Genomic DNA, 24,633 nt, shown 5'->3' with positions numbered 1-24,633 from the left:
GGGCCCGCCCCGCGCGCTGGGGGGGGCTTTACCGGCCCCGCTCGGCCTTGGGGGGGGGGGGGCCCGGGCCGCCCGCCCCCCCCGGGGGGCCGCCGGCGTTCCACTGCGCTTATACCACATACCAACGCTTCCCCCGTACGACCCCTACCGTCTTCGGCGACACCCCTGTGACGGCGGCGATGGCCCGGTCCGACCAGTGGGGGTGGGTGGTGAGGATGCGCAGGACGGCCGCCCTGCGGTCCCCCGGCGTCAGGGGGAGGCCATGGCCGGTGTTGGCCCGGACCGACTGGATGAACAGATCGGACGACGCGCCGTCGACATGGCGGACCGTGATGCGGTGTTCCCCGCGCAGGACGGCGGCCCGGAGCCGGTGCATACCGTCGACCACCCGTCCGGTGTCGCGGTGCACGAGGATCGGCTCGAACTCGGTCCCGCTCTCCGCCAGTGCCCGCGCATGGCCCTCGTCCAGCCCCAGGAGACGCGGGGAGTCCGCGGGCAGCAGGGAGGCGACCGGCACGGTGAGGATCGTCGATGGCGATGCGTCGGACAACTTTTCCACCCCTTCTGCTTGCGGTCCCCGCACCGTCTCCGTCGGCGGACCGCGCCACCCGTGTCACGACCGCGCGGGATCGCCGCACGGGCCGCGGGGGACGGGGGGAGTCCGGCACGCGCGCGCCGCCCGCCGCTCTCAGACCGTCCCGGCGGTCACCGCTCCGGGGACGTTGCCCCGGTAGGTGGTGTACGAGAACGGGCTCAGCAGCAACGGAATGTGCAGGTGGTTCGGATCACCTTGATGGTGGAGCGAGACGATGACCTCCGCGTACAGGCTGTCGACAGCCCGCTCGGCGAAGTACGCGCCGGTCTCGAAGACGAGCCGGTAGAAGCCGTGGGGCAGGGCCTCGCCGCTCAGCGAGCCGACCCGCCCCGCGTTGTCCGTCCGGGTCCGGGTCAGCGCGGGCCACCCGCCGTGCTCCCGGGCGTGCAGGGTGACGGCCAGGTCCGCGACCGGACAGCCGTTGGTGGAGTCGATGACCCGGACCGAGATGCTCATCCGGCGTCACCTCCCAGTCGGCACGTGCCGTTCACCGTCCGCTCCTCGTCCGCCGTCGACACCGCATCGCGTTCCTCGTCGCACATGAGTGAAGGCACTCGGGCGACGCTCAGCCCCAGATGGTGTCGGAAGGGGTACAGATACCCGCGAAACCGGCCAGCGCGTACAGCAGAGCCAACATAGCGATCTCCCATGCGGAAACTCGTGACCCGGGGGTCCGGGTGGACGACTCCAGTTCTAGTGAGTCCCCTTTTCATCCCCCTACCGGAACGCTAACTCCTCGCTAAGCGCCCGGTTCCGGAGGGCGACCGGCGCCGTGACGCGGCCCTCGGCGCCGTACGGCGGTGAGCCGTCCCGGCGACCGGCGTGTCCGGCGAGGTGCACGGGGAAGGGATCGCCTTCGCCCGCCGCCGCCTCGTCGGCATCGGCACGGGCTCCGTCCGCGCCTGCGACGACATCGCCCCGGACCACGGGGGGGCCGGGCAACCGCAGGGCGTGGCCACCGCGGGGAGACGACCGGGGTGGGGTCATCCGTCGTCGTACGTCTTGTCGTAGGTCTTGCCGTGCGTCCTGCCGTACGTCTTGTCGTACGTCCCGCCATGCCTCGTTCGCGCGTCCGCCGCGCGTCACCCGGGTGCCACGGCTCCTACTGGCCGACGGCGCACACCGCGTATCCATGGGGCGCGATCACGATGGGGATCTCCTGGTCCGCCTCCCATTCGGCGAAGGCGACCGCGATGTGGCTGTAGAACGGCCGCATCCCGAGCGTCGTGAAATACCGGTCGGTCTCCAGGACCAGCCGGAACGGACCGGGGGCGTCCTCCGGCAGGGACGGGCGGTCGAGCCGCCCGTCCCTGCCAGTGAGCCCGTGCCACACGGTCTGCCACTCGTCCAGCCGGGGCCTTTCGATACGGATCATCAGCCCGTCGACGGGCCGCCCATTGGTTCCATCAGAGACACACACTCCGAGTTTCACGTGACACCGGCCTCATCGATCGCATCCCTTGGGGGACGGGACACCGGATGCGTCCCGTCTGTGAGCATCAGCCCCGCCGCCATCACGACGGGACCTTCCTTCTCTCTCACCGCCCGTCGTCCGCCGGGCGGGAGCCTGCCACCGAGGCGGGCATCCTGCCACGCGGCCGGAGCGGACACGGGCGTCCCGCACCCGGCTGGCCGGTTCCGGTACCGGGCCGACGGACACCGGGACGGCGCGAACACGGTCCGCCGCCGGTCGCTCCGCGCCCGGCGTCAGACCGAGCCCGCCCGCGCGTAGGCAGCCGCAGCCGCCGCGTCGTCGGAGGCCGCGCAGACCTCGCTCATGAGGCGCGCGGACCTTTTCTGCCAGCTCGCGGCCTGCATCCGCCCGAAGATGTCCAGTGCCGTGCCGATGTGTTCCTTGGCCCGTTCGTAGTGGCCCCGGTCCGCGGCCACCTCACCGAGCGAGAGCTGGATCCTGCCGATGGCGAGGTACTCACGGGCCCGGGAGGCGATCCCCATGGCCTGTTCCAGCATCTCGTAGGCCGCGCGGTGGCTCCCCTGCTGGGACCGGACAATGGCCAGACCCCGCAGGGCGTAGCACTCGCCGACCGGGTCGCCGACCGAGCGGACGGTCTCCAGCGCCTGGGTGAACACGTACTCGGCCTCGGTCACCTCCTCGATCTGCAGGTGCGCCTCGCCCAGGCGGCACAGGATCTGCGCGCGCACCCGCCGGTTGCCCGAGCGCTCCACCGCGGCCAGGCCCGCCGCCATGGTCCGTTTGCCCTCCGCGATCAGGCCCCGGTCCAGATGGATCTGTGCCATGTTGCTCAGGACGTGCGCCTCGGCGGTCGAGTCGTTGACCTCGGCGAGCATGGGCAGCGCCTGCTCGTAGCCCGCCATCGCCTCGTCCAGACGGCCCTGGATGCGGTCGACGAAGGCGAGGTTGCGGACCGCGAGCGCCTCGCCGTGCACGTCCCCGACCTGGCGGAACAGCTCGCGGGCGGGCCCCAGCCTGCCGCGTGCCTCGTCCAGCCGGTACTCGAACATGTGCAGGGCGCCCAGCGAGTACAGCATCGCCGCCTGGCCCCGGCGGTTGTCGTTGCGCCGGGTGACGTCGAGCGCGACCTCGTGCGTGGTGCGCCAGTCGTCGAAGTACCCGTACATCTCGAAGAGCGTGACCGAGGTCAGCGCCAGGTCCCAGCACAGTTCGTCGAGACCGGCCCCGGCGGCCTGTCTGACGGCCGTGATCAGGCTGGCCCGCTCGTCCTCGAACCAACCGAGCGGATCGGCGAGTTCGCGGTCGACGACGGACTGCTCCAGGGCCAGCCGGGGCGCCTCTCCGTGGATCAGCGTGTGGTCGCCGCCGTAGGCGCGCCGGTGCGCCTCCTCGACCAGGAGCAGCCAGGTGCTCAGCACCCGGCCGAGGACGACGGACCGTTCGGCGGTGCTCTCGTGCTCGGCCAGGCACTCCTGGGAGTAGACCCGGACCAGGTCGTGCAGCCGGTAGCGGGGGCGGCGGCCCTTCACCACGTCGACGTCGACGAGCTGGGCGTCCACGAGGAACTCCAGGACGTCCTCGGCCTCCGTCACGGGGAGGTCGAGCAGGGGCCCCGCGACCCAGCTGGCGAACTCCGCCGCCTCCAGCATGGACAGCCGCCGGAAGAGGCGCCGCGCGTCGGGGGGCAGCCCCTCGTAGACCATGGCCAGACCGGCCCGGACGCCGACTCCGCCGTGGGTGAGTTCGTCCAGGCGCTGGCGTTCGTCGCGGAGCCGGGCCACCAGCTTGCTCAGGGGCCAGTGGGGCCGGGTGACGAGCCGCGCCGCCACGATCCGCAGGGCGAGCGCGAGGTTGCCGCAGAGCTCTGTCAGCTGCAGGGCGCTGGGCAGGTCGCCGTGGACCCGTTCGGGCCCGAGGACGCGGCTGAGCAGTTGCAGCGCCTGCTCGGTGGAGAACACGTCGATCTGGACGCAGCTCGCGCCCTCCAGACCGGCCAGCCGGGACCGGCTCGTGATCAGGACCGGGCAGTTGGACGAGCCCGGCAGCAGCCAGCGCACCTGTTCCTCGTCGATCGCGTCGTCGAGGACGATGAGTATCCGCCGGTCGGCGACCAGGTTCCGGAACAGTTCGGCCCGTTCCTCGAGGGTGGACGGCATCCCCGATCCCGGTATGCCCAGGCTGCGCAGGAAGCGCTCCAGGATGCGGGTCGGCAGGATCGGCTGGGCGGAGGGGCCGCGCAGCTTGGCGAACATCTGGCCGTCGGGGAATCGTTTCGCCAGGGAGTGTCCGAAGTGCACCGCGAGGGTGGTCTTGCCGACGCCTCCCCGGCCGGTGATCGAGACGATCCGCAGGGCGTACGAGGTCTCCGTGTCCTCCTCCAGCGCCTCTTCGAGCCGGGCGAGCAGGTCGTCGCGTCCGCTGAAGTCGGCGATCGCGCCGGGCAGCAGACGGGGCACCGCAGGGGGGTCGGCGACCGTGGCGGCGGCCACCGGGGCCGCCTGCGCCGCCGGTGCCGCCGGGGTCGGGGGCAGCGTCCGGGTGGACGGCACGTCGGCCGGCGGCGCGCCGTCCAGCCGGCCGGACAGGATCGACTCCTGGAGGCGGCGGAGCTCCTCCCCCGGCTCGATGCCGAGTTCGTCGATCAGTTCGCGTCGGCCCCGCCGGTAGACCTCCAGCGCCTCGGCCTGGCGTCCCGACCGGGACAGCGCCACCATGAGCTGGGCGCGCAGGTGTTCGCGCAGCGGGTTCTGCATGACCAGGTCGATCAGTCGCGCGACGAGCTGCTGGTGCAGGCCGAGGGCGAGGCGCGCGTCCACCCACTGCTCCACGACGGCGAGCCGTTGTTCGTCGAGGCGCGCGGCCGGGGCCTGGAGCACCGTACTGGTGATGCCGCCGCCGAAGCACGACGAGCCGCGCCAGAGCCCCAGCGCGGTCTCGAAGGCGTCCGCCGCCTCCGCGAAGCGGCCCGCCTCGGCGGCGGTGCGTCCGGCCGCCGCGGCCCGCTCGAAGACGTGGAGGTCCAGTTCGCCGTCCCCGACCTCGACGAGGTATCCGGGCGATCTGGTCCGGATGATGTCGGGCAGACCGGCCTTCGCCATGCTGGCGCGGACGATGGAGACGCAGATCTGGATCTGGGCGCGCGCGGTCGGCGGCGGGGAGGCGCCCCAGACCGCGTCGACGAGCCGGCCGACCGGAACGATCCGGTTCGGTTCGAGCAGCAGGACAGCCAGAACGACGCGCTGGCGCTCGGCGGTGATCAGCGCCGGGCCACCGGGGCCGACGACTTCCAACGGCCCCAGTAATTGAAAGCGCATGACCGTCCTTCACATCCACGCCAAAGTTTCCGCCGGTCAGCTACGCACCAACATCATATCTACCTAACCCGATCGGCTCTGTCCAGTGAGTGGCGTTTCCGTGGGGGCCGGAGATTCGACGGCGGGAAGCGGCGGCCCCGATTCGGCGCGGGCTTCGAGAAGGACGCCGGGCCATATGGCTTGAATTCAGCTTACGAACGCGACTGGCTATGTGACCCCTTTCACGGCGGGACGTACGAAAAGCGGGGCGGGCGTCCGCGTTCAGCGTCGCCGCGCGTCGGTGAGGTCTCCCGTCACCGGTCCGCCCAGCAGGGACGGCAGGTCCGCGCGGCGGCTGATCCGCAGCTTGCGGTAGGTGCGGGTCAGATGCTGCTCGACGGTGCTGACCGTGACGTGCAGTCCCTCGGCGATCTCCCGGTTGGAGCAGCCGACGGCGGCCATCGCGGCCACCCGGCGCTCGGCCTCGGTGAGGCCGTCGCCTCCGTCGGCGGGTGTCGGCAGCGCGGTGGCGCTCTCCACGGCCAGGCCCCGGACCAGTGCCTCGGCGTGGCAGTCGGCGGCCACGATGACCGCGCGGCGCTCGGCCGCCGCGGCCCGCCGGAACTCGCCCAGGGTCCGGTAGGCGCGGGCCAGGTCGGCGAAGGCGAGGGCGAGTTCGTAGCGGTCGCCGTCGTCGGACTGCAGCAGTTCGGCGGCCTGGCGCAGCAGGGTCGGCCGGTGCGCCGGGGCCCCGGCTCCGGCCAGGACCCGGCTCGCGCTGCCACGGACCCGGTTCGGCATGGCGGGGAACCTGGCCGACTGCTCCTCCAGCATCCGCCGGGCGTCGGCGGGGCGGCCGAGGCCCAGGTACACCTCGGCGACGTCGGTGCGCCACGGGATGAGGCCGGGCGTGTCCATCCCCCACCGGCCCAGCGTGGCGCCGCACCGGCGCAGGTCCTCCAGGGCCATCTCCAGATAGCCGGTGGCCAGTCCGAACCGTGCCCGCGCGTAGAGGTAGTGCATCCCGTAGCGGGTCTCGGACATCGGCTCGGGGACGCGGTGGTCCAGATAGGTCTGTGCCTCGTCGTAGCGGCCCATCGCGGTGGTGGCCAGGACCAGGGTGCTCAGCGGCGCGCCGACGGTCACGCCCCAGCTGATCGCCGGGAGGACGGCGAGGGCCTCGCTGGCGTACCGCCGGGCGTCGGTGAGGTCGCCCCGGCGCAGGGCGATCTCCGCCCGTACGGCGCCCAGCCTGGCCCTTCTGCCGGGTGTGTGCCGGGTCCGCATCCGGTCCAGGAACAGGTCGCACCAGGCCGACGCGCGTTCGGCCCGCCCGCTGTAGGCGAGGGTGAGGAGGGCGCTCTCGACGGTCTCGGTGGACAGTTCGTCCGGCCGGGTGCCGTGGAGCACCCGCTGTGCCACGCCGACGGCCTCCTGGTGGGGGCCTCCGCCGAGGACGGCGGCCAGCGCGGACACCGCCTGGAGGCGTCGGTCGGCGCTCACCGAGTGGGTGGGGGGGCGTCCGGAGGCGGGCCTCGGGCCGAGCGCGGCGAGCAGTGAGGGGTAGGTGTGGCGCAGGCGGCGGCGGGTGATCTGCAGTTCGGTGGCCGTCTCGGGGTCGGTCGCCCGCCCTGTCGCGGCCAGGTGGCGCAGGACCTCCTGGGCCTGTTCGAAGCGGCCGTGCCAGAGGAGCGCGCGGGCCAGGGTGAGCGCGTCGGCGCCCCGCAGGCGGCCCTTGCGCATCGCTTCGACGAGTTCGCCGAGCCTGCCGCTGGACACCCCGGGGTTGATGCTCCACTCGGCCCGGATGAGGGCGGCGGTGATGCGGGCCCGGCGGAGCGGGTCCGCGCAGATGTGCCGGGCGAGCCGGAGGCAGTCGACCGCGCGGTCGGCCGCGCCGTCGCGCAGGGCGTGCGCGGCGGCGTCCTCCAGGGCCGGCAGGGCCCAGGGTTCCTCCAGCACCCCGGCGTCGGCGGGTGCTCCGGCGCGCAGCAGGTGGTCGGCGATCACCTCGGTCCCGGCGCCCCGTTCATGGGCGAGGACGGCGGCGCGGGTGTGGAGCCGGGTGAGGCCGTCGGCGTCGACGGCTCCGGTCACCGCGTCGCGGGCGGCCTCGTGCCGGAATCCGTCCATGGTGAGCAGTCCGCCCGCGATCAGCGCGTGGACCGCCTCCGTGGTCCGGACCGGGCTCAGGTCGACCAGTCCGTCCAGGTTGTCCAGTTCGCCGAGGACCACGTAGCCGCTCAGTGTCCTGACCATGTCGGGGCAGCTGCGGCGCAGGCAGGACAGGACGGCCTCGCGGTAGCGGGGGCCCGCCTCGCCGCCGCCCAGGTGGTCGCGGACCAGGGCTTCGACCAGGAGGGGGTTGCCCCCGCTGTAGGCGTGCCAGTCGGCGGAGCGTTCGGCGGCGACGGCCTCGCCGAGGTGCTGGGCCGTCAGTTGCCGGACGCCCGCCGGGGAGAGCTGGGTGACCTCGACGCGGTGGCAGTTGGGCTGTCGCAGCAGGTCGGCCACGAAGCGGAACTCGGTGTCGCAGCCGTGGCCGCTGTGGGTGAACGCCGCCAGCACCCGGGCGCTGTTGAGGCGTCGTGCCAGATAGGCGAGGCAGGTCAGCGAGGACTGGTCGGCCTGTTCGACGTCGTCGACGGCGAGGTACAGGGGGCAGCGTTCGGCCAGTTCCAGCAGGACGGTGGCCAGCCCGCGCACGATGCCGTCGTCCGGTTGCGCGTCGGCGCCCCGGTGCCGGGCGGCGCGGGCGCCTTCCTCGATGAGGGCCACGGCGCGCGTCCGGTCGGCGGGGTCCAGCGGCGCGTCGTCGACCAGTTGGCGCATCACGCCCAGGGTCAGGTGCCGCTCGTCCTTCGATCCCAGCGCCGTCAGGGGAAGCATTCCCCGGCTCAGGGCGTGATCGGCGAAGTGGTGCACCAGTACGCTCTTGCCCGCCGCCACCGGTCCGGAGACCAGCACGGCGCGTCCGTGTCCGTCCCGCGCCCGTTCGGCCAGTGTGGTCAACAGCGCCATCGGTGCTTCGCGCTCCACCAGTTCCACCGCGAACTCCTCCCATGGGTCGGTGAGAAAGAGGGAATACCGTTCCTCGGCCAGGCAGTAGGTCGCGGGTGGGCCGGGAGGGATCGTCCTCTCGCCGCACGCCGTCAGCACCCGCGGACCGGGTGTTCCGGTCGCCGACGGGACCCATGCTCGCCGCCGGGCTCATCGACCGGCTATCGGCGCGCTATCGACCCTCGTGGCGGCCGGGGTGTCCGGCGTGACGGAACGGGCGCGGGAAAATCCCGTGGAACGGCCGGTGCCGGCCGTGGAATGTTCGCCGCGGCCCGGTTTCCGCCCCGGGGGAAATGGGGGGCGTCCGGGAGAGCCGTCGCGGACGCGGAAAAGGCCAGGGACCACGCGCTCTCGCGGCGTGGTCCCTGGCCGGGCGGGCGGGGCGGGTCAGTCGGCCCGGCGCATCGCTTCGACGAGGCTCTTGGGGCGCATGTCGACCCAGTGCTCGTTCACGTAGTCCAGGCATTCCTGCCGGGTCGCGCTCGGCAGGGCGACGGTCCAGCCCTCCGGGACCTCCGCGAAATCCGGCCACAGGGAATACTGCTCCTCCGCATTGACCAGAACGCGGTATGAGGCATTTTCATCCTCGAACGGATTGCTCATGAGCCAGCGCACTCCTTTATCGCCGTCGAATGGAAGAGCTGCCCGCATTCTGGTCGCGCGGCAAACTCCTGACAACCCCTACATCCCCGTACACGGAGCCCGTGGCCGTTCATCGCGGGCCCATCGCGGTGAGCACCGCGTCCAGCGCGGCGACGCCCTTGTCGAGGGCGTCGAGCCCGATGGTCAGTGCCGGGCGGAACCGTACGGCGCGCGGTCCGCCGGGCAGCAGCAGCACCCGGTGGGAGCGGCGCAGCCGGTCCAGGACCTCGTCGCGCAGGGCCGTGTCGGGCAGGTCGAAGGCCCACATCAGGCCGAGTCCGCGCACGTCGTGGACCAGTGCGGGGTGGGCCGCCGCCAGGTCGGCGAGCAGGCGGCCCAGATGGGCTCCCCTGGCCTCGGCCCCGGCGACCAGTCCGTCCCGTTCGATGATCTCCAGGATGCGGGTGGCCCGTACCATGTCGGCGGTGTTGCCGCCCCAGGTGGAGCCGAGGCGGTCCGGCACGGCCAGCGCCCCTTCGGGGACCTGGTCCACCCGGCCGCCCGCCATCAGGCCGCACACCTGGGTCTTCTTCCCGAAGGCCACCACGTCGGGGGCGAGTCCGAGCCGCTGGTACGTCCACGGGGCGCCGGACAGGCCGCAGCCGGTCTGCACCTCGTCGAGCACGAACAGCACGTCGTACCGGTGGCACAGCTCCTGCATCCGCAGCAGGAACTCCCTGCCGAGGTGCCGGTCGCCGCCCGCTCCCTGGACCGGTTCGGCGATGAAGCAGGCGATCCGGTCGCCGCGCTCGGCCAGGTGCCGTCGTGCGACCTCGACCGCCTCCCGTTCGGCGCCGGGGCCGGGTACCGGTACGCGCGGCCAGGCCCATCCCGGGTACCGCGCGGTCACCGTCGGCGAGGTGTTGGTGAGGCTCAGCGTGTAGCCGCTGCGGCCGTGGAAGGCGCCCTCCATGTGGAGGACCTCGAGGGGTGCGGCCGGGTCGGTCCCGGCCCGCTGCGCCCGCCAGTCGAAGGCGACCTTCAGGGCGTTCTCGACGGCCAGGGCGCCGCCGTCGATGAAGAAGAGGTGCGGCAGCGCCGGGTCGCCGAGGACCCGGCGGAACGTCGCCGCGAACCGGGCGTACTGCACGGTGTAGATGTCGGAGTTGGTCACCTTGTGCAGGGCGGCCCGGGTGAGGTCGGCGAGGAACGCCGGGTCGTCGGTCATGCCGGGGTGGTTCATGCCCAGGGGCAGCGAGCCGTAGAAGGTGAGGAGGTCCAGGTACTCCTCGCCGCCGCGCGCGTCGACCAGGGTGCTGCCCCGGCTGCGCTCCAGGTCGAGCACGAGGTCCAGACCGTCCATCAGGACGTGCCGGGACAGTTCTTCCAGGGCGGTGTCCGCCGTGATCTCCATGTCACACCTCGTCGCGCTGATAGCGCCGCAGGTCCAGGTCGCCCAGGCTGGGCAGCACCGCGTCGGCGTCGGCCAGGCCGGGGGCCCCGGACGGTTCCCAGGGGACCGCCACGCAGCGTAGACCGGCGGCGTGGGCGGCGGCGACCCCCTTCGGGGAGTCCTCGACGGCCAGGGCGTCGTCGGCCCCCACACCGGCGCGGGCCAGTGCCAGGAGGTACAGGTCCGGTCGTGGTTTGTGGTGGTCGGTGTCGTCGCCGGTCACCAGGAAGGCGAAGTGGCGTCGCAGCCCGAGCCGTCGCAGATGGCCCTCCACCCAGGCGGCCGGGCTGCTGGACACGATCGCGGTGGTTCTCGCGGTGCGCAGCAGCCGCTCCACGCCGGGCCGGGCCGGTGCGGCCCCGCAGCGGGCGGCCCGCCGTTCCCGCTGCCAGGCCCATTCGTCGTCGGCGACCGGTCGGCCGAGCCGGGCGGCCAGGTCGGCCAGGGCGAGGTGCGCCCCGGCCGAGTTGCCGAGCATCCCGGCGCGGACCCCGGCGTCGAAGGGGACGCCGAGCCGGTCGTAGAGGTCCTGCCAGGCGAGCAGGGCGGCCCGTTCGGTGTCGCAGACCACGCCGTCGAAGTCGAGCAGCAGGAACGGCTGGGGCATCAGCGGCTCACCGGTCCCCGGTCGCCCGCGGTGAGCAGGGCGCAGTACCGGGCGAGGGCGTCGGTCCAGTGGGGCATCGCGTGGACGAAAGCCGCCGCGCGGGTGCTGTCGAGGCGGGAGTCGCGCGGTCGGCCGCCGACGAATCCCGCCTCGGCCATGGACATGGGCACCGGGTGGGCGGTGCCGAGGCGTTCGGCGAGGGCCAGGCCCACCTGGTACCAGCTCGCCCGGCCCCGGTTGGCGATGTGCAGCAGGCCGCGGACGGCCAGGGCGCCGGGGAGCAGCCGGACCAGTGCGGACGCCAGGTCGGGGAGGTAGGTCGGGCTGCTGAACTGGTCGTCGATCAGTCGTGGGCGTCCGCCGTCGAGGAACTCCCGGGCGGCGGCGAGGACCTGGTCCAGGCGTGGGTCGGTGCCGCCGTACAGCCAGGACGTGCGGACCACGAGGTGGTCCGGTACGGCTTCGACGATCCGTTCCCCGGCGAGTTTGCTCAGTCCGTAGACGCTGACCGGGGAGGGGATGTCGTCCTCGTTGTATCCGGCGGGTCCGGGGGCGCTGCCGTCGAAGACGTAGTCGCTGGAGATGTAGACCAGTCGGCTGCCGTGCCGTCGGCAGGCTTCGGCGACGTGGTGGGTGCCGCCGACGTTGACCCGCAGGGCGGGGGCCGGGTCCCGTTCGCAGGAGTCGACGACGGCGTTGGCGGCGGTGTGCACGACCACATCGGGCCGGAAGGCGTCGATCGAGTCGCGGACGGCCGTCCCGTCGCCGATGTCGAAGTCGGCGAGGGACACGCCGAGGACGGGCCAGTCGGCGGTCTCCGGGCGCGCCGCGAGTTCGTGGCGCAGCGCGGTGCCGAGCATCCCGTCGGCGCCGGTGAGGTAGACGCGCATCACAGGTGTCCGAACTCGGCGATCAGTTCGGCGACCGACAGGCCGGAGCTGATCTTCTCGCGGATGACCCGTTCCCGGTCGATGTTCATCCGGGTGCGGGCGAGTACGGTCTCGGCCTCGTCCTTCGGTACGACGGCGATGCCGTTCTCGTCGGCGACCAGGATGTCCCCGGGGTTGATGACCTGGCCGTCGATCACCACCGGGACGTTGACCTGGACGGGCTCGGTGCGGTCGTGCACGGCGGTCGGGGAGGGCCGGGGGACGGTGCTGCGGTACCAGACGGGGAAGTCGAGGTCGCGGATCTCGTCGACGTCGCGGACGGCGCCGTCGACGATGCCGGCGGCCACGCCGATCTGGCGGGACAGGGTGGACATCAGGCCGCCCCACATGGCGGTGCGGGTGGTGCCGTGGCAGGCGACCACGATCACGTCGCCCGGCTGTGCCTGCCTGAGCACGGGCATACAGTCGACGAGGTCGTCGATGGAGAGGTTGACGGTGAGCGCCGGTCCGGCGATCTTGTGGTGGTGCTTCACCGGGAGCAGTCCGCCGATGGCGCCGACCCGGCGCCGGGCGTCGGTGACCAGGCAGCTCGGGCTGTATTCGGCGAGGACCGCGCGGAAGCCGTCGACGGTCTCCTGGGGCGGGCGGTTCAGTTCGTTGCGGACAGTTTCCACGAGGTGTCTCCGTTGGGTCGGGGGGTGGTGCGGTCCAGGACGTCCGCGCCGATGAGGTCCGCGAGGTGGGCCGCGTCCAGGCCGTGCGCGGCGAGGACTTCCGCGTCGGTGCCGCAGCGCGGTACTTCGGTGAGGCCGAGGCCGCGGAAGGCGATGCCGTCCCCGGTGCCGGTCTCCATGAGGTGCCGGGCGATCAGGTCGGCCTGGCCGCCGCTGTCGTACTGGTGCTCGACGACGAACAGGTGCTGGACGCCGGTGAGCAGTCCGGCCAGCCATTCCGGGTCGATCCGGTTGTGCCAGGGCAGGTCCACCACGGTCAGGGTGATGTCCCGGGCGGCGAGCAGGTCGGCGGTGGCGAGGAGTTGTCCGAGGACCACCGGTCCGGCGCCGAGGGCGACCGCCCGGCCGCCGTCCCGCAGGACCTGTCCCCTGCCGGTCCTCAGGGGGGCCGGGGGCAGTGCGGCGAGTGCGGCGGGGACCGGTTGGCTGGACAGGCGCAGATAGACGCTGTCCGGGGTGGACCGGCAGTGGTCCAGGGCGGCGGCCAGTTGGGCGGGGTGGGAGGGTTCCAGGATGGTCAGGCCGGGGACGGCGCAGAGCGCCGACACGTCGCGGACCGCCTGGTGGGAGTGGCCGGGTCCGGCGGGCAGCAGTCCGGCGAGCGAGCCGACGTAGACCACCGGCCGCCGTTCGGTGGCGTTGTTGTAGATGTGTTCGTTGGGCCGTGCGTGCAGGAAGCAGGAGAAGGAGTGCGCGAAGGGGCGCATTCCGCCCGCGGCGAGTCCGCCGGCCATGGAGACCATGTCCTGTTCGGCGATGCCGCATTCGACGAACCGGTCCGGGTGGGCCTCGCGGAACGGGATGAGGCCGGTGTCGAGGATCAGGTCGCCGTCGAGCGCGACGATCCGGGGGTCCTCCCGGGCCGCCTCGGTGAGCAGCCTCCCGTACACCTCGGGCAGCCGTACGCCGGACGGTCTCACCGGCAGGTCCACGGTCCGTGCGACCGGCCGGAGCGGGGGCAGGGCGCGCCCGCGCAGTATCCCGTCGGCGGTGCCGGTGAGTTCCCGGTAGGCGCGGTCGCGGTCCTCGGGGCTCGGGGCGCCGCTGTGGTGGCGGTAGCGCCATTCGCCGGGTGCCATGGAGGTGGCGGCGAAGGTGGGGCAGCCGCCGCCCTTGACCGTGTCGGCGATGATCACCACGGGCTGGTCGGGGTGGTCGGCGGCGCGGCGGGCGAACGCCTTCTCCAGCTGGCCGGGGTCGTGCCCGTCGCACCGGAGCACGCCCCAGCCCGCGGCGGTGAACTTGCCGGTCAGGTCGCCGAGGTCGCTGACGTCGGTGACGAAGGTGTCGGACTGGAGGCGGTTGTGGTCGACGACCACGGTCAGCTCGCCCATCCCGTACCGGGCGGCGCTGGGCAGCGCCTCCCAGTTCTGGCCCTCCTGGAGCTCGCCGTCGCCGGTCATCACCACCACCCGGGAGACCCGGCCGGACAGGCGGTGGGCGAGGACCAGGCCCTTCGCCTTGGAGATGCCCATGCCGAGGGAGCCGGTGTTGAAGGGCATTCCGGGGGTGCCGACGTCGGGGTGTCCCGGGAGTCCGTCGATCCGCCGCAGCCGGTGCAGGAGGTCCTCGTCGAGGAGTCCGAGCCCGATCATCGCCGCGTACAGTCCGGGCGCGTCGTGGCCCTTCGACGAGAAGTACACGTCTCCGTCGGCTTCGAACGGCCGGTCGAGTTCTTCGAGGACCAGCCAGCTCACCACGTCGGCGGCGCTGAAGCTGGAGCCGATGTGGCCCGAACCGGCACGCGCGATCATGTAGAGGGTGTTGATCCGGCACATCGCCGCGAAGGCGCGGGCCCTGTCGTGCGGATCGGCTACGTCGCCCAGGACGCGCTCGAACTCGGCGCGCGGTATCCAGGCCAGGGAGCTGTCCATGGCTTCTCCTCGTGGAGGGGTCGGTGTCACCAACAGCCGAACCCGCCGTCCACGGCGAGTTCGGTACCGGTGACGTAGCTGCTCAGGCCGGACGCGAGGAACAGCAGCGGGCCGGTCAGGTCCTCGGCGCGGGCCATCCGCCGCAGGGGCACGCGGGCGTCGAACTTCTCCCGGAACACCGGGTCCTGCGCGCCCAGCACACCGCCGGGCGACAGGGTGTTGACCCGGACCCCGGCCGGGCCCCACAGCGCCGCGAGGTAGCGGGTGAGCGCGGCGACGCCCGCCTTGGACATGCCGTACGCGGGCGGTTTCAGGAACGGCGGGTCCACCGGCAGGTGTTCGTACATCCGGGGGTCGGGGGCGAGCCTGCCGTACATGGAGCCGATGTTGACGACGGAGCCGCCGCCGTTGCGGGCCATCCGCGACCCGAACACCTGGCACATCCGCAGCGTCCCCAGGGCGTTGACGTCGAGGACGCCGCCGGACACCTCGTCCGGGATGTCCTCGAAGAGCCAGCCGCCGCCCCGGGCCGACGGCGGGCTGTCGACACCGGCGTTGTTGACGAGGACGGTCGGTTCCCCGGCCCGTTCGAGGCAGTCGTCGAGCGCCCGGCGCAGAGCGCCGGTGTCGGTGACGTCCGCGACCAGGGTCAGGAACCGCTCCGGGTCGTGGGCGTCCACGACCGCCCGCAGCTCAGGACCGACGGCGTCCCGTACGTCCAGGCCCACCACCCGGGCACCGGCGCCGAGCAGGGCGTCCACCCACACCGGTCCGAGCCGTCCGCACACACCGGTCACCACGGCGACCGATCCGGTCAGGTCAGTCGCGGCCGGCATCGCCGTCCACCAGGTCGTCCAGGGTGATGTCGGCGTCGGCCGTCAGGGGCCTGCCGAGGCGTCGGCCCACCACGTCGGCGAGCCGGTCGGGGGTCAGCCCGTCGCCCGGCGACTTGATCGCCACGTCCTCCAGGGTGAGGCGGTGTCCGGCGGGCAGGTCCCGGTGGGTGACGAGCTTCTTGCCCATCTTGCCCATCGCGGGCCGCTCCCGCTCCAGCACCCGCTTGTCCGGGTCGCCCAGCGAGCGGCGCACCCGGCGCAGTCCGTCGACCAGTTCGGCCATGTCCGCCTGTTCCAGCGAGAACTTGTGGTCGCTGCCGGGCCGGGTGCGGTCGAGGGTGACGTGCTTCTCGACCACCCGGGCGCCCAGCGCGTACGCGGTCCAGGCGGCCCACGGGCCGAGGTCGTGCCCGGAGTAGCCGATCACCGTGTCGGGGAACTCGGCCCGGTAGGCGCCGAGCACCGCCAGGTTCAGCTCCTCCGGCTCGGCCGGGTACGTGGCCGTGCACTGGAGCAGGGCGAGGTCCGGGTTGATCGGCAGGACGGTGCCGCAGGCGCGCCGCACCGACTCCATGTCGGCGCCGCCGGTGCTCACGATCAGCGGTTTGCCCGCCTTCGCCGCGTAGGCGAGCAGCGGGGTGTTCCTGATGTCGCCGGACGCGATCTTGATCGCGGGGACGCCCAGTTCGGCCAGGAAGTCCACGCTGGCGAAGTCGAAGGCGGTCGCGAAGAAGTCCACGCCCAGTTCGGCGGAGAGCTGCTGGAGGTGGGTGTACTCGCGGGTGCCGAACTCCAGGAACTCGCGGTGCGCCCCGTACGTGGGGCCGAAGCTGTTGCGTCCGGTGTAGGGGGAGTCGTACATCTCCCTGGTGTAGAGCGAGCGGTTGTCCCGCTTCTGCAGTTTGACCGCGCTGGCCCCGGCCGCGGCGGCCTGGCGCACCAGCTCCTCGGCCTTGTCCAGGTCGCCCTCGTGGTTGTGGCCGATCTCCGCGATCACATAGGCGTCGGTGTCGTCCGACACGATCCGCTCGTTTACGGTCAGCGCTCTCATGGTTCTCAGGTCCTCTCCAGAAGGTCGTTCACCAGCGCGGCGAACCGGTCCAGACCGAGGTCGATCTCCTCCGGCGGGAGTGAGCTGCAGGACAGTCGCAGCTGCCGCTGTCCGCCCCCCGCCGCGTAGAAGTGGTGCATCGGCGTCCAGATGACCTTGTGCCGCTCGGCCGAGTAGGCGAGCAGGTCGTCATCGGCGACGAACGGGACCGTGACGACCAGGAAGAATCCGCCGTCCGGTCGGTTCCAGGTGACCGGCGACGGCGCCGGGAACCGCGCGGCCAGCCCGTCGAGCAGATGACGCAGCCGTTGTCCGTAGCGCGCGGTGGCGTCCCGGTTCGCGTCGCGCAGCGCGAAGTCGCTCTCCAGCAGCTTCCCGCCGATGACCGCCTGGGCGATCGGCGGGGTGTTGACCGTGATCATGCTCTTGATCTTCGAGAGCTCGTCGGCGAGGGTGCCGACGGTCTCGCCGTCCCGCAGGACCGGCTGGTCGGCCACCACGAAGCCGATGCGGGCGCCGGGCAGCACGGTCTTGGCGTACGAGCCGAGGTAGACGACCCGGCGGCCCTCGTCCAGGGACTTGAGCGTCGGTTTCGGGGAGGCGCCGCCGCCGAAGAAGCCGTACGGGTTGTCCTCGATGAGGAGGATGTCCAGCTCGGCGGCCAGGTCGAGGAGTCGGCGCCGGGTCGGCACGTCGAGACTGAGTCCGGTCGGATTGGCGAAGTCGGGCACCAGGTAGCAGGCCCGGGGGCGCAGACCGGCCTCCCGCGCGCCCCGCACCTTGGCCGCCAGATCGTCCAGGTCGATGCCGCCGGTGCCGCTGTCGACCGGCACGACCGGCAGGTCGACCAGGCGGGCGGCGCCGGTGACGCCCACGTAGGACGGTTCGGTGGCCAGGAGCACGTCGCGCTCGTCGGCGCGCAGCGCGCGCAGCACCAGGACCATGGCCTCCTGGCAGCCGACGGTCACCAGGATCGACTCGGGGTCGGCCCGGATGTCCTCGTCGGTGGCGAGGTTGCGGGCCACCAGGTCCTGGATGACGCCCTTGGTCCTGCCGTACTGGTAGAGCCGGTCGCGGGCGGTCCCCGCTCCCCCGGCGCCGCCGCCGACGTGCTCGGTCCAGGTGCGCAGGTGCCGGTGGACGTCCTCGACCGTGAACCCGCCGGGGTCCGGCCGTCCGGGCGCGAAGGAGACCGCGTCCGGGTACCGCTCGGACACCTCGTTCAGCAGGTTCATCGACAGCAGCGCGGGATCGGACAGCGACCCGTGCAGGTCCGCCAGGTCGAGCGCCGTCACCGGCCGTGCCGTCGAGGCGTGGGACGCCTCGGTCATGAGTCCTCCCGTTCACAGGTTCCGGGCGTCCACCGGACGCCGAGGTGTCCGGCCGCGGCCACGTGCGGGGCTCCGGCGAGGGCCATCGCCACTTCGATCTCGGTGCGCAGCAGTTCCAGCGCTCCGGTCACACCGGCTTCGCCGCCGGAGGCGAGGCCCCACAGGACCGGCCGTCCGAGCAGCACCCCGGACGCGCCGAGGGCCAGCGCGCGCAGCACGTCGGTGCCGCTGCGCACTCCGCTGTCGAGCAGCACCTCGCAGGCGTCGCCGACCTCGGCCCGGATCGCGGGCAGGGCCAGGAGGCTGGGGACGGCGCCGTCCAGTTGCCGGCCGCCGTGGTTGGACACCACCAGGCCGTCCGCGCCGAGGTCCACCGCGCGCCGGGCGTCCGCCGGGTCGAGGATCCCCTTGAGGACCAGCGGCAGCCCGGTCCTGCGCCGCAGCCGTTCCAGGTCGGACCAGGACAGGGTGGGGTCGATCACGGCCGCCGCGTGACCGCCGACGCTCTGCCCCGCGCCGCGCTGCGCGTCGGGCAGGTTCACCGGGGCGGCGTGCGCCGGTACGGCGAAGCCGTTGCGCAGGTCGCGCAGCCGCCGTCCCATGAACGGCACGTCCACGGTGAGGATCAGGGCGCGGGCCCCGAGCCGTTCGGCCTCGTCGATCAGCCACTCGGTGCGGGCCCGGTCGCGCAGCCAGTACAACTGGAGGAACAGGGCGCCGTCGGCGGCGGCCAGTTCGTCCAGCGGGTGGCTGGCCAGGGTCGCCGCGGTGAAAGGGATACCGGCCCCGGCCGCCGCGCGGGACACCGCGGGTTCGCCGTCCGGGTGGACCACCGAGTGGAACGCCATCGGCGCGACCGCGACGGGCATCGACGCCGGGACCCCGAGCAGGGTCGTCGTGGTGTCGGCGGTCGCCGCTCCGGACAGGACGCGGGGGACGAGGTGGCACCGGTCGAACGCGGCCCGGTTGGCGTCCAGCGTCGACTCGTCACCGCTTCCCCCGGCCACGAAGTCGTACACCTCGGGCGCCAGCACGGCGCGGGCACGGTCCTCGACGTCGGCGAGGGTGAGCGGATCGGCCGTCGGCGCGCCGGGGCCGCCCGTCACGCCGAGTCCTGTCGTTCGACCGCCTCGTACAGCTTGCGGATGTTGTTGCTGCCGAAGGTGGTCGCGCCCCGGCGCTCGATGATCTCCATGAAGTGGGTGCGGCGCGGGTGCTCGGACCGGGTGAAGATCTGGAACAGTTCGCCGTCGTGGTCCCGGTCGGCGAGCACATGGTGCTCGCGCAGCTCCGCCACCGGGTAGCCGGACGAGCCGAGCCGCTCCTCCAGGTCCTCGTAGTACGTGTCGGGAGTGGACAGGAACCGTACGCCGGCGGCGCCGAGTTCGGCGACCGCCGCCACGATGCCCGGCACCGCGAAGGCCAGGTGCTGCACTCCGCCGCCGCCGTGCCTCTTCAGGAAGTCGTCGATCTGGCCGGGGACCGCTCCGCTCATCGGCTGGAGCAGCGTCAGCGTCACTCCGGTGTCCGGGCTCTGCACCACCTTGGACTGCATGGCCTGCGCGCCGACGTGGATGTCCTCCTCGAACACCACCCGCCAGCCCAGCTCGCGGCGGTAGAGCTCGACGGTCGGTTCCAGTTCGCCGTTCTCCAGGCAGACCGCGATGTGGTCGACGCGCAGCAGGTGTCCCCCGGCCGGTGCCGTGGTCTCCCCGCCCCGCACCGGGGCGATGCCGGGCAGCGACCAGGGCTCGCCGGGGGACCGGGTCACGAAGGTGTGCGTCACGTCGCCGAAGGCTTCGAAGGCCGCCGCGCGGTCCGGCGCCGCCACCCGCAGGGCGATGTCGCTCACGCCGTCGCCGTGCCGGGCCGTGAACAGGGTGGCCGGATGGTCGTCGGTGCGGCCTTCGAGCAGCAGCAGGACGATGTCCCGCTGTCCCACCGCCACGGCGGTGAACTCCGGGGTCTCCCCGGCGGCGATCACCTCGAAGCCGTAGCGCTCGACGAACTCGGCCGCACGGGCGTGGGCGTCACCGACGGAGAGGGTGATGTGGTCGATCCCGGCGTCGACGGCGTGCTGATCTCTGGTCTGGGGTGTGGACGACATGAATTCCCCCAAGGCTCGATAATCGGTTTTCAACGGCGGGAACACGAATTGTCAGATCCCGGTACCGCGACGGAAAAACGCTACGGACGGGCCCGGAAGAATGTCAACGCGCTCCGCCCCCAGCCGCCGAACAGTGCGGAACACCCCTTCCCCCGCTTGGGTACCGGGGTGTCCGCTATGGGGTTCATAGGGGTTGCGCACACGCTCGTGGCAGGTGAGTATGCGTGCGATCGAAGCTGCGGACAAGGAGCGGTACGTGCTGATTCATCAGGCACTCGACAAGCGCGCGGCAGAATACGGCGACCATATTGCGCTGATTGACGACAACGGTCCCGTCACCTATTCCCGACTTGTTTCGACGGCCGATTCGTATGCCGCCGCGCTGGTCGCGGCAGGAGTGGGGCCCGGCTGTCTGGTGCCGGTGCGCGTCGCCCGCTCGGCCCGTATGGCGACCTTGCTGCTGGCCGTCCTGAAGACGGGCGCGGCGTACTGCCCCATCGACGTGAAGTGGCCGGACGAACGGGTGCGGGAACTGCTGGGCCTGCTGCGGGCGCCGCTGTTCGTGACGGACGTGCCGCTCGCCGGCGCCCCGTGCTGGACCCCACCGGCCGAGCCCGTCCCCGGGACGCCCCCGGTCCGCGCGGACCTCGGGCCGGACGACCCCGCGTGCGTCTTCTTCACCTCCGGCAGCACGGGCACCCCCAAGGGGGTGGTGACTCCGCACCGGGCGGTGCTGCGGCTCTTCGACGGCGGCCCGCTGGCCGCCTTCGCCCCCGGGCGGGTGCTGCCCCAGCTCGCCCCGGTCGGGTGGGACGCCTGCGGCCTGGAACTGTGGGGCATGTTGTCCCGGGGCGGCACCGTGGTGCTGCCGGACGAGGACCATCTGCTGCCGGACACCCTGCGCGACCTGGTCGCGCGGCACGGCGTGAACACCCTCGTCCTGGTCGCGTCCGTGGTCAACCTGCTGGTGCGGCTGGACCCCGACTGCTTCCGGGGGATCGACCTGATGTTCATCGGCGGTGAGCGGCTGTCGCCCGAGCCGGTGCGCGCGCTGCTGCGGGAGCATCCGGACGCGACCGTCCACAACTGCTACGGCCCGGTGGAGAGTTTCGCCTTCGCCACCACGCACCACATCCGGCCCGAGGACTGCGACCTGCCGCACGGCGTGCCCATCGGGCGCCCGGTGCCCGGCACCGACGTCCATCTGATCGACGGCGAGCTGTGCGTCGCGGGCGCGGGCCTCGCCCAGGGCTATCTCCACGACCCGGAACGGACCGCCGAGCGGTTCGTCACGGTCGACGTGGAGGGCGTGCCGACCAGGGTCTACCGCACCGGTGACCGCGCGGAACGCGACGCCGGGGGCGTCCTGCACTTCCTGGGCCGCGCGGACCGGCAGGTGAAGATCCGCGGCTACCGGGTGGAGCTGGGCGAGGTGGAGAGCCGCGCCGGGGAGCGCGCCGGAGTCCGCGACTGCGTGGCGGTGGCCCTGACCGGCCGGAGCGGCGCGTACGAGCGGCTGGCGCTGGCCTTCACCGGCGGCGCGGACCCCGACCGGGTGCGCGCGGAACTGCGCGGCCTGCTCCCCGGCCATCTGGTGCCCGATCTGGTGCGCCGCCTCGACGCACTCCCCCACAACGCCAACGGCAAGGTCGACCACCGTGCCGTGACCGAACTGCTGCGCGTCCCGACCCCAGGAAAGGGGCTGACGATGACCACGTACACCGAGACCACCGAGAACGCCGGGATCACCGCCGCCGAGACCTCCGCCGCCGATGCCGTCGCCGCCGACGCGGGTGCCATCGAGACCTCCGTCGTGGAGGCCGGGGCCTCCGTCGTGGAAGCCGGGGCCGACGGCGCCCGCGTCGTGGAGGCCACCGACAGGATCGTGCGGGACTACCTGACGCTCGTCGACGACAGCATGGTCGCGGTGCTGCCGCACGCCCTGCGCATCGCCGTCGAGCTCGGCGTCGCCGATGTGATGGAGTTCGCGGCCCCCCAGCCGGTGGAGACCACGGCGGCCCTGATCGACGCCGATCCCGACGCCCTGGGACGGCTGCTGTCCGCCCTCACCACGGCCGGGTTCTTCTCCGGCGCCCCCACCACCGGCTTCCGGCTGACCCCGCTCGGCGCCCGGCTGCGCCGCGACGCCCCGGACAGCCTCTCGGCGTCGCTGGTCAACGCCGAGAGCCAGTACGCCTGGCTGCGCGCCACGGACACCTTCCGTACCGGTGCGGCGTCCTTCGACGGCGGCGACGGCGGCTTCTTCGGGGTGAAGAACACCCGGCGCGGCGCGAACCTGGCGTTCCTGCGCCGGATGCGGGAACGGACCGGTCGGCTGTACCGGCAGGCGGCCGGGGCCGTCGACTGGACGGGCTCCGAGGTCATCCTGGACATCGGCGGCGCCGACGGCTTCCTCCTCGGCGAGATCCTCGCGGTGGCCCCGCACGCGAGCGGCATCCTCTTCGACCGCCCCACGGTGATCGACGAGGTGAACCTGAGCGGCGGCGTCCCCGGCTGCCGCGCGGTGCCCGGCGACTTCTTCGTCTCGGTGCCCACCGGCGCCGACACCCATCTGCTGTGCAGCGTCCTGCACGACTGGACCGACGAGCAGGCCGTGGAGATCCTGCGGTCGAGCCGTCGCTCGCTGGCGCCCGGCGGCCGGCTCCTCGTCATCGAGATGCTGGTGCCGGAGGACGGCGCCCAGCACGTCAGCCACTGGAGCGACCTCGGCATGATGGTCCTCACCGGGGGCCGGGAACGCGACCGCGCCGGGTTCACCCGCATCCTGGAGGCGGCCGGTTTCCCCACCCACCGGGTCCTGCCGATCCCGGAGTCGCCGTTCTCCGTGATCGAAGCCCGCTGACCCGCGATGGACATCGACCTGCTCGCACCGGACGTCTTCTCCGGGTACCGGTTCCTCGACCAGCTCGCGGCCCTGCGCGACCGTCCGGGGCTGACCCGGCATCCGGAGCCGGACGGTCCCGGCTTCTGGGTCGCCGCCCGCTACGACGACGTCGAGACCGTCCTGGGCGATCCGGCCACGTTCAGCTCCCGTTCCGGCATCAGGCTCGGCGGATCGGACGGGGCGGCCGACCTGGTCGCCGACCGGATGATGGTGGTCAGCGACCCGCCCCGGCACGGCCGGATACGCCGGGTGGTGGGGGCGCCGTTCACCCCGGCGGCGCTGCGCCTCTGGCACGACCGGATCGTCGCCGGGGTCACCGACCTGGTGGACGAGGTGGTCGGTACGGGGGGCGGCCCCACGGACGACCGGCCGGACGGGGCCGCCGGGACCCTGGTCAGGGACGCCGTCGGCGACCTGGCCCGACGGCTGCCCAACCAGGTCATCTGCGCCATGATGGACCTGCCCCGCGCGGACTGGCCGTTGATCGGCAGACTCACCACCGACGGCCTGGACTCCCCCGACCCGATCGACCGGCTGGACGCCAACGCCGAGATCTTCGGCTACTTCGCCGACCTGATCGACCGGCGGCGCGCCCGCCCCGGCGACGACCTCGTCAGCGCGCTGCTCGCGGCCGGCGGCGACCTCACCGACGAGGAGCTGATCCTCAACTGCAGCGGTGTGCTCACCGGAGCCAGCGAGACCGTCCGGTACGCGGCGGCCGGAGCCCTCCTCGTCTTCTGCGAACGGCCCGAGCTGTGGACGGCGCTGCGCGCGTCACCGGAACTGCTGCCCACCACGGTGGAGGAGATCCTGCGCTGGACCAGCCCGGGGCTGCACGCGCTGCGCACGGTGACCCGTCCGGTGACGGTCGCCGGGACCGGACTGCTCCCCGGCGACCGGGTGACGGCCTGGATCTGCTCGGCCAACCGCGACCCGGCCGTCTTCGCCGACCCGGACACCTTCCGGCCGGACCGGACGCCCAACCGGCACCTGGCCTTCGGCTGGGGGCCGCACGTCTGCGTCGGGTCCCGAGTCGCCCGGCTGGAGCTGACCGCGCTGCTGACCGCGCTGGTCCGCCGCGTCCGCACGGTGGCCCCGGCGGGCACCCCGGTGTGGAGCACCGCCAACTTCATCCATGGACTGACCAGTCTGCCGGTGCGGCTGAGCCCGGCGTGAGCCCGTCAAGGAGCTGATGCACGATGGACACCACCGAAATCGCCGAGATCTGGCAGGAGGTCCTGGGCGTCCCGGTCGGGGACGACGACGACTTCTTCGCCCTGGGCGGTCAGTCGCTGGCCGCCATGGAGGTGGTGGCCGCGGTGCGCCGACGCCTCGGCATCACGGTCCGGGTGCGGGTCCTGCTGGAACACCCCGTGCTCGCGGACTTCGCCGAGCGGCTCGCCCGGTCCGGGGAAGCGTCCCCGGTGCGGTCCGGGGAGGACCCTCGGCCCGCCTGAGGCGCCGGTCCACGGGAAACAGGACGGCGGGAGCGGATCTCTCCGCTCCCGCCGTCCTGCGCGTCCCGCCCCCGGCGCTGGGTGCGGGGTACGTCTCCGACCCGGCGCTGTACAGGGTCCCGCTGTGCGCGGGATACGCCTCTGCCCGCCGCCATGTGCGGGCGTCCCAGCCCTCGCCGCTGGGGTGCGGGGTACGCCTCCGCCCCGCCGCCGTGCGCGGGCCGTCCCAGCCCCCACCGCTGGGGTGCGGGGTACGTCTCCGCCCCGGCGCCGTACTCCACGCGGCTCCCCCGCCGTCGTGCCGTGCGCGTCGCACCCGGCCGGTCCGTACGGGCGGGTCCCCGGGCCCGTACCCGTACGCCCGTACATCCGGCCCGCCCCCGTCCCCTACGGGCCGCCCCGGCCCGGTGCGCGCCGTGGACG

General features: G+C 72.9%; 19 protein-coding genes. 3 read left to right on the top strand and 16 right to left on the bottom strand.

The window, feature by feature from the left end; all coding sequences use genetic code 11:
- Positions 1 to 109: 109 nt before the first annotated feature.
- From ACFXGN_RS30480 to ACFXGN_RS30405, 16 genes are all read right to left on the bottom strand, one after another.
- Entirely contained in the window at positions 110 to 550 is a 441-nt protein-coding gene (locus ACFXGN_RS30480; RefSeq protein WP_384865294.1) for a ParB/RepB/Spo0J family partition protein, read from the bottom strand.
- A gap of 138 nt (positions 551 to 688) precedes the next feature.
- On the bottom strand, positions 689 to 1,051 hold the full coding sequence (uraH, locus tag ACFXGN_RS30475) for a hydroxyisourate hydrolase (protein WP_384865292.1): 363 nt from the start codon (positions 1,049 to 1,051) through the stop codon (positions 689 to 691).
- Between the two features lie 646 nt (positions 1,052 to 1,697).
- Entirely contained in the window at positions 1,698 to 2,015 is a 318-nt protein-coding gene (locus tag ACFXGN_RS30470; RefSeq protein WP_329428690.1) for a hydroxyisourate hydrolase, read from the bottom strand.
- A 287-nt stretch (positions 2,016 to 2,302) separates the two neighbouring features.
- A complete protein-coding gene (locus ACFXGN_RS30465) occupies positions 2,303 to 5,344 on the bottom strand; it encodes a BTAD domain-containing putative transcriptional regulator (RefSeq protein WP_384865291.1) in 3,042 nt (1,013 codons plus the stop codon).
- Positions 5,345 to 5,605: 261 nt separating this feature from the next.
- Complete coding sequence (locus ACFXGN_RS30460; protein WP_384865289.1) at positions 5,606 to 8,371, bottom strand: AAA family ATPase; 2,766 nt, start codon at positions 8,369 to 8,371, stop codon at positions 5,606 to 5,608.
- Between the two features lie 399 nt (positions 8,372 to 8,770).
- Complete coding sequence (locus ACFXGN_RS30455; RefSeq protein WP_384865287.1) at positions 8,771 to 8,986, bottom strand: MbtH family protein; 216 nt, start codon at positions 8,984 to 8,986, stop codon at positions 8,771 to 8,773.
- A gap of 109 nt (positions 8,987 to 9,095) precedes the next feature.
- Positions 9,096 to 10,379: an L-lysine 6-transaminase gene (lat, locus tag ACFXGN_RS30450; protein WP_384865285.1), complete on the bottom strand. Its 1,284-nt coding sequence runs from the start codon at positions 10,377 to 10,379 to the stop codon at positions 9,096 to 9,098.
- Between the two features lies 1 nt (position 10,380).
- Positions 10,381 to 11,025, bottom strand: a complete 645-nt coding sequence (locus tag ACFXGN_RS30445) for an HAD family hydrolase (RefSeq protein WP_384865284.1) — start codon at positions 11,023 to 11,025, stop codon at positions 10,381 to 10,383.
- Positions 11,025 to 11,915, bottom strand: coding sequence for a dTDP-4-dehydrorhamnose reductase (gene rfbD / locus ACFXGN_RS30440; protein WP_384865282.1), 891 nt, complete (start codon positions 11,913 to 11,915; stop codon positions 11,025 to 11,027). Before rfbD ends, ACFXGN_RS30445 begins: the two co-directional genes overlap by 1 nt.
- Positions 11,915 to 12,589, bottom strand: a complete 675-nt coding sequence (locus tag ACFXGN_RS30435; RefSeq protein WP_384865280.1) for an RraA family protein — start codon at positions 12,587 to 12,589, stop codon at positions 11,915 to 11,917. Before ACFXGN_RS30435 ends, rfbD begins: the two co-directional genes overlap by 1 nt.
- Positions 12,565 to 14,523, bottom strand: a complete 1,959-nt coding sequence (locus tag ACFXGN_RS30430; protein ID WP_384865278.1) for a transketolase C-terminal domain-containing protein — start codon at positions 14,521 to 14,523, stop codon at positions 12,565 to 12,567. The genes ACFXGN_RS30435 and ACFXGN_RS30430 overlap by 25 nt, the downstream gene beginning before the upstream one ends.
- A gap of 26 nt (positions 14,524 to 14,549) precedes the next feature.
- Complete coding sequence (locus ACFXGN_RS30425; RefSeq protein WP_384865276.1) at positions 14,550 to 15,359, bottom strand: SDR family oxidoreductase; 810 nt, start codon at positions 15,357 to 15,359, stop codon at positions 14,550 to 14,552.
- Positions 15,343 to 16,410 (bottom strand): N-acetylneuraminate synthase family protein, encoded by a 1,068-nt coding sequence (locus tag ACFXGN_RS30420; RefSeq protein ID WP_384865274.1) that lies wholly within the window; start codon positions 16,408 to 16,410, stop codon positions 15,343 to 15,345. Before ACFXGN_RS30420 ends, ACFXGN_RS30425 begins: the two co-directional genes overlap by 17 nt.
- A gap of 5 nt (positions 16,411 to 16,415) precedes the next feature.
- A complete protein-coding gene (locus ACFXGN_RS30415) occupies positions 16,416 to 17,741 on the bottom strand; it encodes a PLP-dependent aminotransferase family protein (protein WP_384865273.1) in 1,326 nt (441 codons plus the stop codon).
- Positions 17,738 to 18,847 (bottom strand): alpha-hydroxy acid oxidase, encoded by a 1,110-nt coding sequence (locus ACFXGN_RS30410; RefSeq protein WP_384865272.1) that lies wholly within the window; start codon positions 18,845 to 18,847, stop codon positions 17,738 to 17,740. Before ACFXGN_RS30410 ends, ACFXGN_RS30415 begins: the two co-directional genes overlap by 4 nt.
- Positions 18,844 to 19,848 (bottom strand): VOC family protein, encoded by a 1,005-nt coding sequence (locus ACFXGN_RS30405; RefSeq protein WP_384865270.1) that lies wholly within the window; start codon positions 19,846 to 19,848, stop codon positions 18,844 to 18,846. Before ACFXGN_RS30405 ends, ACFXGN_RS30410 begins: the two co-directional genes overlap by 4 nt.
- A 256-nt stretch (positions 19,849 to 20,104) precedes the next feature.
- On the opposite strand from ACFXGN_RS30405, the gene ACFXGN_RS30400 reads away from it, so the two are divergent.
- The 3 genes from ACFXGN_RS30400 to ACFXGN_RS30390 are packed head-to-tail and all read left to right on the top strand — an operon-like array spanning position 20,105 to position 24,210.
- Positions 20,105 to 22,711, top strand: a complete 2,607-nt coding sequence (locus ACFXGN_RS30400; RefSeq protein WP_384865268.1) for an AMP-binding protein — start codon at positions 20,105 to 20,107, stop codon at positions 22,709 to 22,711.
- Between the two features lie 6 nt (positions 22,712 to 22,717).
- On the top strand, positions 22,718 to 23,929 hold the full coding sequence (locus ACFXGN_RS30395) for a cytochrome P450 (protein WP_384865266.1): 1,212 nt from the start codon (positions 22,718 to 22,720) through the stop codon (positions 23,927 to 23,929).
- Between the two features lie 23 nt (positions 23,930 to 23,952).
- Positions 23,953 to 24,210 (top strand): phosphopantetheine-binding protein, encoded by a 258-nt coding sequence (locus ACFXGN_RS30390; RefSeq protein ID WP_384865264.1) that lies wholly within the window; start codon positions 23,953 to 23,955, stop codon positions 24,208 to 24,210.
- The last annotated feature ends 423 nt before the right edge of the window (positions 24,211 to 24,633 follow it).

This window comes from Streptomyces sp. NPDC059247 (assembly GCF_042754005.1).
Lineage (GTDB): Bacteria > Actinomycetota > Actinomycetes > Streptomycetales > Streptomycetaceae > Streptomyces.
This window is presented reverse-complemented; position numbering and strand designations above follow the sequence as displayed.